This window comes from Burkholderia sp. Bp9142, from assembly GCF_003853415.1.
In the GTDB taxonomy this organism is placed as follows: Bacteria; Pseudomonadota; Gammaproteobacteria; order Burkholderiales; family Burkholderiaceae; genus Burkholderia.
Map to the genome: position 1 here is coordinate 69,459 of NZ_QTPP01000026.1, position 13,591 is coordinate 83,049.

Genomic DNA, 13,591 nt, shown 5'->3' on the forward strand with positions numbered 1-13,591 from the left:
ACCGATCGCATCAACCGCGTCCCGTCACGTCAGGTTCAATCCCCCGTCGAGCATCACGATCTCGCCCGTCACGTAATCGGATGCGACGAGCATCGCGACCGTCTGCGCGACGTCGTCCGGCGTCGCCGCGCGTCGCATCGGCGCGCGCTCGCGCCAGAGCTGCTGCGCTTCGGTCCAGTCGGCGGTCAGCGGCGTATCGACGAGCCCCGGCGCCACCGCGTTGACGCGGATCGCCGGCGCGAGCGTGCGCGCCAGCAGGCGCGTGGTGTGATTGAGCGCGGCCTTCGCCGCCGCGTACGGAATCGACGCGCCCTTCGGCCGAACGCCCGCATGCGAGCTGACGTTCACGACGCAGCCGGCCCGCCCGCTCGACGCCGCCTCGAGCAGCGCGGGCTGCGCTTCGGCAACGAGCCGGAACGGCGCGATCACGTTGATCTCGTGCATCTCGCGCCACACGTCGGGTGTCGCGGCGGCAAGATCGTCATGCGGAATCACTCGGCTGACGCCCGCATTGTTGACCAGCACGTCGAGCCGCCCGTGCACGGCGAGCGCATCGCGGATCAGCCGCACGCGCTCCGCGTCGTCGGCGAGATCGGCCTGCACATAGGCCGCGCCGAGTTCGCGCGCCATCGCGCGACCGGTCGCGGCGGAACGGCGCGAATGCAGGATCACCGCATAACCATCCGCCGACAGGCGTCGCGCGATGGCCGCGCCGATTCCCGACGTCGATCCGGTGACGAGCGCGACAGGCCGATGCACGCGCGACGCGCGCGGCTCGGCGACGGTTTCGGTTTCAGGTTCCGTTTCGGCAATCGGGGCATTCATCGGCGGATGCGGCGCGTCCATGGCGTGGAATCCTGTCGGTGGCGTTCCCGCATCATAAGCATGATGAAGGCCGATGCAGATGCGTGCCGTCTACGGCCGTTTCGGCAACTCGACGAAATCCTCGAGCTCGCCGGCGACGTAAAGCCGCTTGCCGATTCTCGGGTATTCGCAGACGTCGTGTTCGAGGCGCTGGCCGAGGATGAACAGTTCCAGCGGCACGTCGCCGGTGTTCTGCAACGTGTGCGCCTCGCCGCCGCGCGGAAAGCCGAGAAAATCGCCCGGCCCGATTTCGCACGTGCGTTCACCGATCGTGACCGCGCCGGTGCCGGACAGCACATACACGCATTCTTCCTCGTACAGGTGGCGGTGATACTCGGCCGATTCGTGACCGGGCATCAGCGTGAGCAGGTGCGCGCCGATCTGCGTGAGGCCGGTCAGGTCGCTGAGCTGTCGTTTGAGGCGAACGGCGTTGGGATTGAGCGAATGCACCGCGCGCGTCGGTTCCATCTTCGCGATGTCAGCGGCTTTCAGCAGTTCCCGGGGAGGTGTCGTGGACATGGGGATCTCGTCAGCATGAATGCTTCAGTAGAACGGGCCGCCCGGGCCGGCGCGGCGTGCATGCCGAGCTATTGTCCGACATTTTCACGCAGACGAGAACGGCGTACGCGCACGCCGGCACGCCTGACTACCGCGCGCAATCGGCCAGCAGGTTCGCCAGTACCGACGCGCCTTGCGCGAGGTGCACCGGATCGGCATCCTCGGCCTCGTTGTGGCTCAGCCCGGCCTTGCACGGAACGAACACCATCGCGCTCGGCGCGACGTACGACAGGTTCACCGCGTCATGCCCCGCGCCGCTGCACATTTCCAGATACGGATAGCCGGCGGCGGCCGTCGCCTGCCGCACGCGCGCGACGCATTCGGCATCGAACACCACCGGCTCGTATTCGGCAATGCTCTGTACCTGAACCTGCGTGCCGCGCAGCGGGATGCGCTGCACGCAGATCGCTTCGATATCGGCGACGAGCCGCTGCAGCGCCGGCCGCGACGGATGACGCACGTCGACGCTGAAACGCACCAGGCCGGGTATCGTGCTCGGCGAGTTCGGCTGGCACGCGACATGGCCGACAGTCACGCGCGCATCGGCATCGAACGCATGTCCATGGTCGACGATCGCGGCGATCATGGCGGCCGCCACGCCCATCGCGTCCTTGCGCACGCTCATCGGCGTCGTGCCCGCATGCGACTCGAAGCCCGTCACCGTGACGTCGAGTTCGTAGATGCCCTGCACGCCGGTCACCACGCCGATCGGCAGACCGGCGTGCTCCAGCACCGGGCCCTGTTCGATATGCGCTTCGAAATAGGCTTTCGGCATCTGCCGCTCGCGCTCGCGGCCGGCGAAGCCGGTGCGCTCGAGTTCGTCGCCGAGCCGCACGCCCGTCTGCATGCACGGCCGGGCCAGCGCGTAGTCGAGATCCAGCGTGCCCACATAGACGGCTGAGCCCATCATGCCTGGCGTGAAGCGCGATCCCTCTTCGTTGGTCCATGCGACGACGTCGATCGGATGGCGCGTGACGATGCCGTGCTCGTTCAGCGCACGAATCGCCTCGAGGCCGGCGAGCACGCCATAGACGCCGTCGAAACGGCCGCCGAGCGGCTGCGTGTCGAGATGGCTGCCGCACATCACGGCCGGCGCGTCGGGCCGGGTGCCGGCCCGGCGTGCGAACACGTTGCCGATCGGATCGATGCGTACGTCGCAACCAGCTTCCTCGCACCAGCGGATGAAACGTTGCCGACCGAGCACCTCGTCGGCGCTCAGCGCGAGCCGGCAGCTGCCGCCACGCGCGGTCGCGCCGATCGTCGCCATCTCCATCAGCGAATCCCACAGCCGTTGCTGGTTAACGAGAATCATCTTGGCCGCTCCTCAAAAGCTCCGAGCATATACACTCGATTCGACAAGAAAAAACCAGGATGTCGTTGCGTGCGATAACTTCTCCGGCGAGCGTGCCGGGGAAGGACGACGACGAATGATCGACATCAGCGGCGCGCGCAAGACGCACGCGCCGCGGCCGCTCAGCCCACGTGCACGCCGCGCAGCTTCGTCAGCAACGCGACGAGGCGGTCGATGTGCTCGTCCTCGGTACGCCATGACGACACGCTGATCCGGAACGCCGGCCGCCCCTGCCACACGGTCTGCCCGAACCATGTTTCGCCCGAATCCTGCGCGGCCTGAAGGATCGCGATCGTCTCGTCGTCGGTGCCGGCACGCACGAGCACCTGGTTCAGCACGACACGGTTCAGCACGTCGTAGCCGGCCGCGCGCAGGCCGGCCGCGACGCGCTGTGCCTGCGCGCAATGCCGCTCGACCATCGTCGCCACGCCGGCGCGGCCGAGCGCGCGCAGCGCGGCCCACACCGGTATGCCGCGCGCACGCCGCGAGAATTCGAGGTTCAGGTTCTTCTGCGCATCCTGCGCGCCGCTCAGGTAGACGGCATCGCTGTTCATCGCGGTCGCGAGCGCGGCCGCGTCGCGGCAGATCACCATCGCGCCGTCGTACGGCGTGTTGAGCCACTTGTGGCCGTCGGTCGTCCAGCTGTCCGCGCCGTCGATGCCGTCGGTCAGCGCGCGCTTCGACGACGCGCGCGCCCACAGCCCGAACGCGCCGTCCACGTGCACCCACGCGCCGGCGGCCTTCGCCGGCGGAATCAGCGCCGCGAACGGATCGAATTCGCCGGTGTTCACTTCGCCGGCCTGCACGCAGAGGATCGTCAGGTCGTCGAGCGGCGGCACTTGCGCGGGGTCGATGCGGCCGTGCGTGTCGACCGGCGCGACGATGACGCGCTTCATCCCGAAGCCGAGCACGCGCAGCGCCTTCTTCACCGTCACGTGCACGCGCTCGGAGACCACGACCTTGACCTCGGGCGCGCCGATCAGGCCGTCCTCGTCGACGTCCCAGCCCTTGCGCGCGAGCAGCGCACGCCGCGCGGCAACCAGCGCGACCAGCGTGCAGGCCGTCGCGCTCGTGCCGAAGCCGACCGCGCTGTCCTCGGGCAGCCCGAGCACGTCGACGACCCAGCGCGCGGCCTGCCGCTCGATCGTCGCGGCCACCGGCGAATTCACGAACGACGACGCGCACTGGTCCCATGCAAGCATCAGCCGCTCGGCCGCCGCGGCGGCCGGCAGCGTCGCGCCGATCACGAAGCCGAAGTAGTTCGGGCCGTTCGATGCGACGGTCGCGGGCGTGCCGCGCTCGTCGAGCAGGCGCAGCACGTCGTCGGCCGGGCGGCCCGTATCGGGCAGCGGCTCGTCGAAGGCCGCGAGGCCGGCGAGCGCGGCCGCGTCGGGATACGCGCGCCGTGCGGTCGTCGCCGCGAGATACGCGTGCGCGCGCCGGTCGGCGTCGGCCAGCAGGGCGAGTTCATCCATGTCGATTGCCTCGGTGAAGGTCAAAGTTGCAGGAGATCGCGGCCCAACTGATGCAGCGCATCGTCGATCCGCTTGTAGTACGTGAACTTGCCGACGCGCGTCGCCTGCACGAGCCCGGCATCCGCGAGGATGCGCATGTGGCGCGTGGTCGTCGCCGGCGCGATGCCGAGCTTCTCGGTGATGTAGGTGCAGCACACGCCGAGTTCGTCGAAGTCGCCGTGCGGCTGCGGCGGGAAGTGCTTGCGCGGCTGCTTGAGCCAGCGCATCACGGCCAGGCGGCTTTCATTGGCCAGTGCGCTGATGCGGATGACGTCGTTCATGGGTTGCGGTTTCGCTTGACGTTTCGAATATTAGCTAAATGACGAAATGTGTACAACCGCTCCGGCGGGCGCTGTGTGCGTTCGCTGTCGTGCGGGAAGTTGCGCCATCCGTCACTGCGCCGCATTCGACGTTGTGACGTCGACAGGGGCATGGCTGCGCGTCAGCCGCGGCGCAAACACCTCGGCATCACCCCGCCGCCAACGCCTGCGCCAGCCGCTCGATCAGCGCCCGCACGCGCCGCGGCTGTACGGCGCCGCCCGGATAGACGATCTGCAGGTCGACTTCTCCCGGCGAAAACGCGCGAAGAATCTCGACGAGCGCGCCGGACGCCAGATCCTGCTCGACGTCGAGCAGCGACTTCAGCGCAATCCCGTGCCCCGCGATGCACCACGCGCGCACGAGCGCGCCATCGTTGGCCACGCGCCGGCCGCGCACCATCACGCGCTTCGGTTCGTCGTCGACGCGGAACGGCCATTCGGCATACAGCTCCTGCCCGAAACGCATCACGACGCAGTCGTGCGCGGCGAGTTCGTCCGGATGCCGCGGCGTGCCGTGCGCGGCGAGATACGCGGGCGCGGCGCACACCACGCGGCGCGAACGGCCGAGCGAGCGGCTGCGCAGCGCGCTATCCGCGAGCATGCCGCGCCGGATCGCGAAATCGAGTCCCTGCCCGACGAGATCGACGTAGCCGTCGCCGAGATGCAGATCGACCGTGACGCCCGGATGCTCGGCCAGGAACGCATCGACGACCGGCACGACGCGCGCCCGCCCGAGATCGGCCGGCGCGCTCAGCCGCACGGGCCCCGACAGCGTCTGCGCGCCGAGCCGCACGCGGCTTTCGAGCTCGTCGGCCTCGGCGAGCAGGCGCCGCGCGCCCGCGACCAGCGTGCGGCCCTCGTCGGTCAGGCTGATCGCGCGGGTCGTGCGCGTGAGCAGTGCCGCGCCGTAGTAGCGCTCGAGCGCCGTCAGCCGCTCGGAGACCGTGGCCGGCGACAGGCCGACCTCGCGGCCGGCCGCGGCCAGCCCGCCCTTTTCCACGATGCGCAGGAACAGCGCGAGATTATCGAGCAGCATTCTTCGCTTCCTCCGAAGGATATTTTCGAAGTCTGCCCAATTATCCGGATGAACCGCAAGCGCTAGAGTGAGCACTGACCTTGCCGGCGCCCGCACGCACCGGCCTCGACGACGAGAGGAAACACGACATGGAATACCGCACGCTCGGCCGCTCCGGCCTCAAGGTTCCCGCGCTGAGCTTCGGCGCAGGCACGTTCGGCGGCACCGGCCCGTTGTTCGGCGCATGGGGCAACACGGGCGTCGACGAAGCGCGCCGCCTGGTCGACATCTGCGTCGAAGCCGGCGTGAACCTGTTCGACACGGCCGACGTATATTCGGACGGCGCATCCGAGCGGGTGCTGGGCGCCGCGATCCGCGGACGGCGCGACCAGGTGCTGATCTCGACCAAGACGGGCCTGCCGACCGGCGACGGCCCGAACGACGCCGGCACGTCGCGCGCGCGGCTGATCCGCGCGGTCGACGACGCGTTGCGCCGCCTCGATACCGACTACATCGACCTGCTGCAGCTTCACGCGTTCGACGCGGCCACGCCGGTCGAGGAAGTGATGTCGACGCTGGACGACCTGGTACGCGCAGGCAAGCTGCGCTACATCGGCGTATCGAATTTCGCCGGCTGGCAAATCATGAAATCGCTCGCAGCGGCCGACCGGCACGGCTGGTCGCGCTACGTCGCGAACCAGGTCTACTATTCGCTCGTCGGCCGCGACTACGAGTGGGACCTGATGCCGCTCGGCGCGGACCAGGGCCTCGGCGCACTGGTGTGGAGCCCGCTCGGCTGGGGCCGGCTCACCGGCAAGATCCGCCGCGACGCACCGCTGCCCGAGCGCAGCCGCCTGCACGACACGGCCGGCTTCGGGCCGCCGGTCGACGACGAACGGCTGTATGACGTGGTCGATGCACTCGACGCGATCGCCGAGGAGACCGGCAAGAGCGTGCCGCAGATCGCACTGAACTGGCTGCTGCAGCGCCCGACCGTGTCGTCGGTGATCATCGGCGCGCGCAACGAGGAACAGTTGCGCCAGAACCTCGGCGCGGTCGGCTGGTCGCTGACCGGCGCGCAGGTCGCGAAGCTCGACGCGGCGAGTGCGGTCGAAGCGCCGTATCCGTACTTCCCGTATCGCCGCCAGGACGCGTTCGCGCGGCTCAATCCGCCGATGCGCGGGTAAGCGGAGCAGCGGGCAGGCGCGCCGCCCGTCACCGCGCGGCCAGCACGCGGTCGATCATCTCGCCGATCCTGCGCGCGAGCGCGTCCATCCGCTCGGCCGGCACGCCGCCGTAGCCGAGCACGAGCCCGTTGTAGCCGTGCGCGGTGCCCGGCACGCAGAACGACGACAGCGGCCGCAGGATCAGCCCGTGCGCCTGTGCGACGCGGCTCAACGCCGTGTCGGCCACCGGCACGTCGAGCCGCGCGGACAGATGCATGCCGCCCGCGCCGCCCGACACCGTCAGCCGCGTGCCCAGTCGCCGCGTCAGCGCATCGTGCAACGCGTCGCGCCGCTCGGCATACACACGGCGCATGCGTCGCAGATGCCGCGTGAAATGCCCGGCGCCGATGAAATCCGCGAGCGCGCGCTGCTCGACCGCGCGGCCCTGCAGCATCAACGCGCCCGCCGCGTCGCGCAGCGGTTGCGCCAGCGCGGGCGGCACGACCATGAAGCCGAGCCGCAACGCGGGAAACATCACCTTGCTGAAGGTGCCGAGATAGATCACGGGCACGTCGTCGGCAAGCCCCTGCACGGCCGCATGCGGCGTACCGTGGTGGCGGAACTCGCTGTCGTAGTCGTCCTCGACGATCCAGGCGCCGGCCGCACGCGCATGCGCGACGAGCGCAAGCCGCCGTTCGAGGCTCATCACCGCGCCGAGCGGATACTGGTGCGACGGCGTGATGTAGACGAGCTTCGGCGGACGATCGCGCCAGTCGTCCGGATGCGGCGCGAGCCCCTGCGCATCGACGCCGATCGGCTCGACGCGCAGGTCGGCCGCGAGAAACGCATTGCGCGCGCCGTGGTAGCCGGGGTTCTCGATCCACGCGACATCGCCCGCGTCGGCCAACGCACGGGCGCACAGGTCCAGCGCACCTTGCGTGCCGTCGGTGACGATCACCTGCGCGGCGTCACAGCGCACGCCGCGCGACGCGCGCAGATAGCCGGCGATCGCGTCGCGCAGCACCGCATCGCCCTCCGCCGACTGGTAGCCGAGCTGCGCCGGCCCGGCCGTGCGCCATGCACGTTCGATGCAGCGCCGCCACTGCGCGAGCGGGAATTCGTCGACGGCCGGCACGCCCGGCATGAACGGCAGCGATTCGTCGACACCGCTCGTCGCGCGCTCGGCCCGCGCAACGCGCCGCGACAGCACCGTCGTATCGCCGGCGGGCGCCGCAGCGGCGACCTGCGCGCCGCGCAAGCCCATCCGCGCAACCACCGTACCCTGCCGCGTGCCGGTCACGAACCCTTCCGACGCCAGTCGCTCGTATGCGTACAGCACCGAGTTGCGTGCGATGCCGAGTTCGCCGGCAAGCGTGCGCGATGCAGCGAGCCGCGCGCCTTCGGCGATCCGGCCGCTCAGGATTGCGTCGCGCAGGCATGCGTACAGCCGCTGCTGCTGCGACATCCGCGCGGCCGCCCGCGGCCCCGCTTCGCGCTCGAAGGTCGACAACAGGACGGCGTAATCCATCGTGGCTCCAGAAAGTGCGGACGTCATGGGTCTACACATGGTGCCACGAACTTTCTATCGTAAACGTCTGCTCCCGTTGCCGGCCGCGCCGGCAGCGCTTCATTCCATCACCATCGATGAGGTGCGCGACCATGAACACTACCGACGCCGGCCTGACCGTACGCTCCGTGCGGGAAGACGATTTCGACGCCTGGCTGCCGCTGTGGGACGGCTACAACCGCTTCTACGGCCGCTTCGGCGATACCGCGCTGCCGCGCGAGATCACCGAGCTCACGTGGTCGCGCTTCTTCGACGGCTACGAACCCGTGCATGCGCGTGTCGCGGAACGCGACGGCCGGCTCGTCGGGCTCGTGCATTTCCTGTATAACCGCAGCACGACGCTGATCGGGCCGACCTGCTATCTGCAGGATCTCTTCACGCTCGACACCGAACGCGGCAAGGGCGTGGGCCGCGCCTTGATCGAAGCCGTGTACGACGCCGCGCGGCAACAGCGCGCCGAACGCGTGTACTGGCAGACGCACGAAACGAATCACACGGCGATGCGGCTCTACGACACGGTCGCGGAGAAGACCGGATTCGCGATCTACCGAAAGGTCTTGCCGCACTGATCGTGCCGCACGCCGCGCGGCCGCGACGGCTTCGATCCAGCTGCCGTGCCTTGATCCCCTGGAACAGCGGCACGCGCGACCGCTGCTTCGGACGGCAGCGAGGCGGCGTCGGCAAGCGCGTGGCGGTGCGCGGAATCCGCGCACCGCGCGGCGTCGAGCATCGCGGGCGCATGGTAAGCAGAAGCGGCGGAGCGCGTTGTGCGTTGTGCGTTGTGCGTTGCGCGACCTGGGGCGGCTGCGCCGGTTTCCGTTTCCGGCCACGACGTTCTACAGTTACGGAGAGCAACCTGCGCCGCCTGTCGTGCGCGTTCGGTTCGCGTTTGCCGATACGCACCCGATTCCGAGGAAAGTCCATGCCGAGTATCGTCGCCGGTCCCGCCCATCTGCCGCCGAGCCCCGTCGCCGCCGAAACGCGCATGGTGCACGACGTGGCCACGCTGCAGCCGTCCGACTATCGTTCGGCCGACGGTGCATCGTGGGTCATCGCCACCCTCACGCCGGCTCCGGACAGCGGCGCGAACGTGACCGGCACCACCTACTTCGATACCGCGAAACAGCAGACCGTCGCGGTGCCCGATGCTCGCCGGCGCTATGCGAACCGCGGCACCTGGCAGGTCGTCGCGGGTTCCAGCCCGTCGGTGCCCGCCACCGGCCGCTACGACTGGCTGACGCTCGCGTGGCTGCCGATCGACCGGCGGCCGCTGCCGCAAACGCCCGAGCACCTGTATTCGCCGTTCATTCACGGCGGCACGATCGTCTACCGGTGGAATCCGGCCGCGCAAGGCGGCGAGCAGTTCGGCAACGTGCGGATGATCTTTCCGGAATGGACGCAGCAGGTGGCGGACGTGCTCAGCACCGCGCCCGGCGACGACGCGCAAGCGGCGGCCGCTGCGTCCGCGTCCGCGCTCGATCGCGTGAAGCAGGACCGCAATCCGATGGCCGCCGTGCTCGACTTCGGCGCTGCGCTGCACGAAGAACCGGCCGACAGGATCGCCGCGCGCCTGCCGGCATTGCTGCGCGCGAACGACCTGCACGAGGTGTCGGCGATCGTGTTCCAGTGCATCGCCGCATCGCGTGAAGAGGACAGGCCTCGCTTCGTCGAAGCGATCAACGGCTCGATCGTCTCGATCGACGACAGCGCGCGCCTGCTCGCGATCGCCTACGGCGCGTTCGCGGCCGGCAGGGCGAAGCCGCGTCCATTCAGCGATGCCGCGCAGACCGCGCGCATCAACGGCGTGTTCACGGTATTGAAGCAGCGGACGTCGGCGCTCGGGATACCCGTGGCGCAAGGTTCGCCGTGGTACGAGTTCTTTACCGCGTATCGGCTCGGCGGCTAGCAATCCGGCCAATGCCGGCGACAGCGCCGCGCGCCGGCCGTCGACGCCGCGCACGGCACCGGGCGGGACCGATCGTCATGCGATGCGCGAGTGAATGCCCTGTGCTCGCATCTGGCAGCGTTCCTGTTCCGGAACCAACCGATCCGAATCGGCTCGCGGCCGCGCCCACCGACCGCCACAAGACATTCACACCCGCACGCCCGACGATAAAAAATCGGCCGCCCGGGGGCGAGCGGCCGTCAAGGAGAGATCCCTGTCCGGGATGCCGGCGGACACCACTCCAACCCGGCCGGCCCATTGTTGACGAACGGCCGTTCGCTGACCATCAGCCCGGTCTGATTCGCGCCGCGGGTGCATGAAAATGACGTGCTCCTGACGATGCGCACGCGGCGGCGACCGGAACGGCCGGATGTGGCACACCCGGTCGGGACCGCGAAGGGAACCCGCATGCACGACCCCGTGTCGAAACGCCGCCTGCCCGCTGATGGCTTCACCGTCTCCGGCCGGCAATCGTCCTGCCCGCCCCGGCCACGTCACTCTCTTTCCTTCCTATGTTGAGCATCGGTCCCTTCTCGATCCGCGTCATCGCGGTAGCCGCCGCCGCGCTGCTGGCGTGGCTCGTCGCGCGTTTCATGCAGCGCCGCCCGCCGGACGGCCAGCACAAGACCGCGTCGAGCCTGATCCTCGACACGCTGCTGCTTGGCCTGATCGCCGCGCGCGCCGGCTATGTCGCTCGATGGTGGTCCGAGTATTCAGCCGCACCGCGCTCGATCGTCGCGCTCGGCGACGGCGGCTTCGACTGGCGCATCGGCCTCGCCGCGGCGCTCGTGTTCGCCGGCTGGCGGCTGCGCCGCCTGCCCGCGCTGCGTCGCCCGGTGATGGCCGGCATGCTGGCGGGGCTCGCTGCATGGGGCATCGCACAGGGCACGCTCGTGTCGTTGCAGCGCGGCGCGCCGCCGCTTGCCGCGATGCAGCTCGAAGCGCTCGACGCAACGCCGGTCGCGCCGCAGCGCTTCGCCGGCAAACCGGTCGTCGTCAATCTGTGGGCCACCTGGTGCGCGCCGTGCCAACGCGAAATGCCGATCCTCGCGCAGGCGCAGCAGGATCATCCGGACATCACGGTGCTGATGGTCAACCAGGGCGAAGACGCGCAGACGGTGCGCGCGTTCCTCGAACGGAAGGCGCTGCGGTTCGACCACGTGCTGCTCGATCGCACGCTGCACACGATGAAGGCCTACGGTTCGCGCGGGCTGCCGACGACGCTCTTCTTCGACGCGCAAGGCAATCTCGTCGAATCGCACATGGGCGAGATCACCGCCGCGCGGCTGAAGGACATCGTGAACGCACGCTTCGGCCCCTGACTGCCGCGCCTTACGCGCGAGTTCGAACGCTACCGGCACGACGCACATGACATCCTCGTGCGACGTGCGTCTGGCGAGCCGAAGCATTCGACCGACACGATTTCTGACACATCTGCAATGAAGTGACGGTTCGGCGAACCAGCGCGTCTGGCCTGGGGTCATTGGACTTCAGGCATGCAAGACATCGGCTGATGACCCGTGTCGATGAAAACGCACCTAACCAGCACCTGATAGCGACCAACCTCGGCTAGAGTGGTTTCACGTTTTCGCTTCGAAGATCCATTCATTTCGTCATGCCAAGCATGTGAATGACTGAAGGTCGAAATGCGCTGCGTAAACGAGCGCGGCCCGCCGATGCCACAACACCGGCGAGCCGCTGACCACAACCAACTCTCAGCAGGAGTTAGCCATGGCTGACGCGAATCATATCGCACCGGTTCGTTTTCAAGACTTTTTTGTCGACACTCGGACGTCTTGTCAAACTCGTCGCATCGTCCCGCACCTCAGGCTCACCGACATGGCGCCGCCCGTCCTCCATCTGTGGATGAAGCTGTCCGGTCGATGGATCGAGGCAGCGGGGTTCGAGCCCGATCAACGTTTGCGGATCGAGGTGACGCACAAGCGGCTGGTGATCACGCCGATCGACGACGAGGACAGCGCGCATTTCGGGAACGATGGATCACCCGATGTCGATTCGGCAACGGGACCGCAGCGGCGGCGGTTTTCGGTGATCGCGGGGGACGCGCAATGAATTACAGCAACTCACGCCAATACCCTGACAACGTGCCGGCCGATCTCGACTTCGACGATGCGGACGCACTGTCGGCCAAGTCCGCGCTCGTGCTCAAGATCAACGCGCTGATCGTGTCGCGCGGCCTGAGTGAGACCGAGGCCGCGGCACTGGCCGAGATGGCGCGGCCGATAGTCACCCCGGAGCAGCGCGACAGGATCCGGAACGTTTCGCTGGATCTGCTGTTTCAGACGCTGGTGTCGTTTGGCCAGCACGTGGAGATCGTGGTACGGCCTGCCGGGCAGTCGCGTTCGGCGGGTATCACCGTGTCGATCTGACACGCTCCGCGTCCGCGAGAAGCAGTGTGTGGTACCGGAATATCCTCGGCGCTCGCATGAGGCAGCGTTAGGAGTAGCGCTATCGACGAATAGCATGACTGCGACCGGGCCCAACGGCCGCCGCCGAAGCCCCTCCGGCACCACACCTCTTCAATTTAACGTGAACGATCGTGACAACCAATCGGACGAGGCTGATTCTGTGGCTCGTCATTGCGCGTCGGAAATCGCGCGGTGAACAGTGCCGATTCGCCCTCTTTCGGCGCATCCCCAAGTCTGCCAAACGAGAGAGTCTTGACTCTCATCCGAACAGATCTAAATCCAGACATTGCTCGCGAGTCTCGGTCTCCCAAGTTCGACTAAATCGGTGCATGAGGGTATATCGGCTCGCCAAGGAACGGCGCGGCTATTACCGTGCCGACGATCTGAGCGGGAATGGCGCGGCGCTGGCAGGCGGGCGCTGGAACCCGCGTGGCATGCGCGTCGTGTACACGTGCGCGCACGCATCGACCGCGCGGCTGGAAGCGTTGGTCCATATGGCTGGCTTGATGCCGGCCGGCGGATATTGCCTGGTAACGTTAGAAGTACCGGACGCCGCATATGACGGCGCGTTCACCCCTGCACTACCGGACGGCTGGGCAAACCTGACATGCGACCCCGAACCGACGATCGAGCTGGGCCGGCAATGGCTTGCAGCGGGCGAACAACTGGTGATGCGCGTGCCGTCAGTCGTGTGCCCGACCGACACCAACCTGCTGCTGAAACCGACGCATTCCGGCATGAGCGCCGTCCAGGTCATCCGCACCGAACCGTTTACACTGGACCCGCGCTTGTTCGGCCGCGCGGTGAAGTAACTTCGACGCGAACGAAAGGCGGGCGACCCGACTGTCTACCGACAACGCGT

14 protein-coding genes and 1 pseudogene are annotated in these 13,591 nt (G+C 68.3%); 7 read left to right on the plus strand and 8 right to left on the minus strand.

Going from position 1 to position 13,591, the window contains the following annotated elements:
* Positions 1 to 24: 24 nt before the first annotated feature.
* The 6 genes from DIE22_RS25440 to DIE22_RS25465 form a co-directional block, all read right to left on the minus strand.
* Positions 25 to 846, minus strand: a complete 822-nt coding sequence (locus DIE22_RS25440; protein ID WP_124499985.1) for an SDR family NAD(P)-dependent oxidoreductase — start codon at positions 844 to 846, stop codon at positions 25 to 27.
* Positions 847 to 915: 69 nt separating this feature from the next.
* On the minus strand, positions 916 to 1,383 hold the full coding sequence (locus DIE22_RS25445; RefSeq protein ID WP_124499986.1) for a cupin domain-containing protein: 468 nt from the start codon (positions 1,381 to 1,383) through the stop codon (positions 916 to 918).
* Between the two features lie 127 nt (positions 1,384 to 1,510).
* Entirely contained in the window at positions 1,511 to 2,734 is a 1,224-nt protein-coding gene (locus DIE22_RS25450; RefSeq protein ID WP_124606356.1) for a Zn-dependent hydrolase, read from the minus strand.
* 161 nt (positions 2,735 to 2,895) lie between these two features.
* On the minus strand, positions 2,896 to 4,248 hold the full coding sequence (locus DIE22_RS25455) for a pyridoxal phosphate-dependent decarboxylase family protein (protein ID WP_124606357.1): 1,353 nt from the start codon (positions 4,246 to 4,248) through the stop codon (positions 2,896 to 2,898).
* Between the two features lie 20 nt (positions 4,249 to 4,268).
* On the minus strand, positions 4,269 to 4,568 hold the full coding sequence (locus DIE22_RS25460; RefSeq protein WP_124606358.1) for a helix-turn-helix transcriptional regulator: 300 nt from the start codon (positions 4,566 to 4,568) through the stop codon (positions 4,269 to 4,271).
* Positions 4,569 to 4,755: 187 nt separating this feature from the next.
* Positions 4,756 to 5,643, minus strand: a complete 888-nt coding sequence (locus DIE22_RS25465; protein WP_124499990.1) for a LysR family transcriptional regulator — start codon at positions 5,641 to 5,643, stop codon at positions 4,756 to 4,758.
* Between the two features lie 128 nt (positions 5,644 to 5,771).
* Between DIE22_RS25465 and DIE22_RS25470 the strand changes: the two genes are divergently transcribed.
* Positions 5,772 to 6,809: an aldo/keto reductase gene (locus tag DIE22_RS25470; protein WP_124499991.1), complete on the plus strand. Its 1,038-nt coding sequence runs from the start codon at positions 5,772 to 5,774 to the stop codon at positions 6,807 to 6,809.
* A 28-nt stretch (positions 6,810 to 6,837) separates the two neighbouring features.
* On the opposite strand, the gene DIE22_RS25475 is transcribed toward DIE22_RS25470, so the two are convergent.
* Positions 6,838 to 8,316 (minus strand): PLP-dependent aminotransferase family protein, encoded by a 1,479-nt coding sequence (locus tag DIE22_RS25475; RefSeq protein ID WP_124499992.1) that lies wholly within the window; start codon positions 8,314 to 8,316, stop codon positions 6,838 to 6,840.
* A gap of 131 nt (positions 8,317 to 8,447) precedes the next feature.
* On the opposite strand from DIE22_RS25475, the gene DIE22_RS25480 reads away from it, so the two are divergent.
* Entirely contained in the window at positions 8,448 to 8,924 is a 477-nt protein-coding gene (locus DIE22_RS25480; RefSeq protein WP_124606359.1) for a GNAT family N-acetyltransferase, read from the plus strand.
* Between the two features lie 80 nt (positions 8,925 to 9,004).
* Here the strand turns inward: DIE22_RS25480 and DIE22_RS39340 are convergent.
* Positions 9,005 to 9,094: pseudogene (locus tag DIE22_RS39340) on the minus strand (class I SAM-dependent methyltransferase); the annotation flags it as partial.
* A 183-nt stretch (positions 9,095 to 9,277) separates the two neighbouring features.
* On the opposite strand from DIE22_RS39340, the gene DIE22_RS25490 reads away from it, so the two are divergent.
* The 5 genes from DIE22_RS25490 to DIE22_RS25510 all read left to right on the plus strand — a co-directional run bounded on the left by DIE22_RS25490 (position 9,278) and on the right by DIE22_RS25510 (position 13,541).
* Positions 9,278 to 10,261 carry a hypothetical protein gene (locus tag DIE22_RS25490; protein WP_124499994.1) on the plus strand — a complete coding sequence of 328 codons (984 nt, stop codon included), beginning with the start codon at positions 9,278 to 9,280 and terminating at the stop codon, positions 10,259 to 10,261.
* Positions 10,262 to 10,812: 551 nt separating this feature from the next.
* Positions 10,813 to 11,622 (plus strand): TlpA disulfide reductase family protein, encoded by an 810-nt coding sequence (locus DIE22_RS25495; RefSeq protein ID WP_124499995.1) that lies wholly within the window; start codon positions 10,813 to 10,815, stop codon positions 11,620 to 11,622.
* 409 nt (positions 11,623 to 12,031) lie between these two features.
* Entirely contained in the window at positions 12,032 to 12,373 is a 342-nt protein-coding gene (locus DIE22_RS25500; RefSeq protein WP_124499996.1) for a SymE family type I addiction module toxin, read from the plus strand.
* Positions 12,370 to 12,690, plus strand: a complete 321-nt coding sequence (locus tag DIE22_RS25505; RefSeq protein ID WP_124499997.1) for a helix-turn-helix domain-containing protein — start codon at positions 12,370 to 12,372, stop codon at positions 12,688 to 12,690. The genes DIE22_RS25500 and DIE22_RS25505 overlap by 4 nt, the downstream gene beginning before the upstream one ends.
* Before the next feature lie 368 nt (positions 12,691 to 13,058).
* Positions 13,059 to 13,541, plus strand: a complete 483-nt coding sequence (locus DIE22_RS25510; protein ID WP_124499998.1) for an RES family NAD+ phosphorylase — start codon at positions 13,059 to 13,061, stop codon at positions 13,539 to 13,541.
* Positions 13,542 to 13,591: the final 50 nt, after the last annotated feature.

Excerpts from the sequence above, each read along its gene's own strand:
- DIE22_RS25505 (WP_124499997.1), top strand. The coding sequence starts at position 12,370 with ATGAATTACAGCAACTCACGCCAATACCCTGACAACGTGCCGGCCGAT.
- DIE22_RS25475 (WP_124499992.1), bottom strand. The coding sequence starts at position 8,316 with ATGGATTACGCCGTCCTGTTGTCGACCTTCGAGCGCGAAGCGGGGCCG.
- DIE22_RS25440 (WP_124499985.1), bottom strand. The coding sequence starts at position 846 with ATGGACGCGCCGCATCCGCCGATGAATGCCCCGATTGCCGAAACGGAA.
- DIE22_RS25460 (WP_124606358.1), bottom strand. The coding sequence starts at position 4,568 with ATGAACGACGTCATCCGCATCAGCGCACTGGCCAATGAAAGCCGCCTG.
- DIE22_RS25465 (WP_124499990.1), bottom strand. The coding sequence starts at position 5,643 with ATGCTGCTCGATAATCTCGCGCTGTTCCTGCGCATCGTGGAAAAGGGC.
- DIE22_RS25490 (WP_124499994.1), top strand. The coding sequence starts at position 9,278 with ATGCCGAGTATCGTCGCCGGTCCCGCCCATCTGCCGCCGAGCCCCGTC.
- DIE22_RS25455 (WP_124606357.1), bottom strand. The coding sequence starts at position 4,248 with ATGGATGAACTCGCCCTGCTGGCCGACGCCGACCGGCGCGCGCACGCG.
- DIE22_RS25445 (WP_124499986.1), bottom strand. The coding sequence starts at position 1,383 with ATGTCCACGACACCTCCCCGGGAACTGCTGAAAGCCGCTGACATCGCG.
- DIE22_RS25500 (WP_124499996.1), top strand. The coding sequence starts at position 12,032 with ATGGCTGACGCGAATCATATCGCACCGGTTCGTTTTCAAGACTTTTTT.
- DIE22_RS25495 (WP_124499995.1), top strand. The coding sequence starts at position 10,813 with ATGTTGAGCATCGGTCCCTTCTCGATCCGCGTCATCGCGGTAGCCGCC.
- DIE22_RS25510 (WP_124499998.1), top strand. The coding sequence starts at position 13,059 with ATGAGGGTATATCGGCTCGCCAAGGAACGGCGCGGCTATTACCGTGCC.
- DIE22_RS25480 (WP_124606359.1), top strand. The coding sequence starts at position 8,448 with ATGAACACTACCGACGCCGGCCTGACCGTACGCTCCGTGCGGGAAGAC.
- DIE22_RS25450 (WP_124606356.1), bottom strand. The coding sequence starts at position 2,734 with ATGATTCTCGTTAACCAGCAACGGCTGTGGGATTCGCTGATGGAGATG.
- DIE22_RS25470 (WP_124499991.1), top strand. The coding sequence starts at position 5,772 with ATGGAATACCGCACGCTCGGCCGCTCCGGCCTCAAGGTTCCCGCGCTG.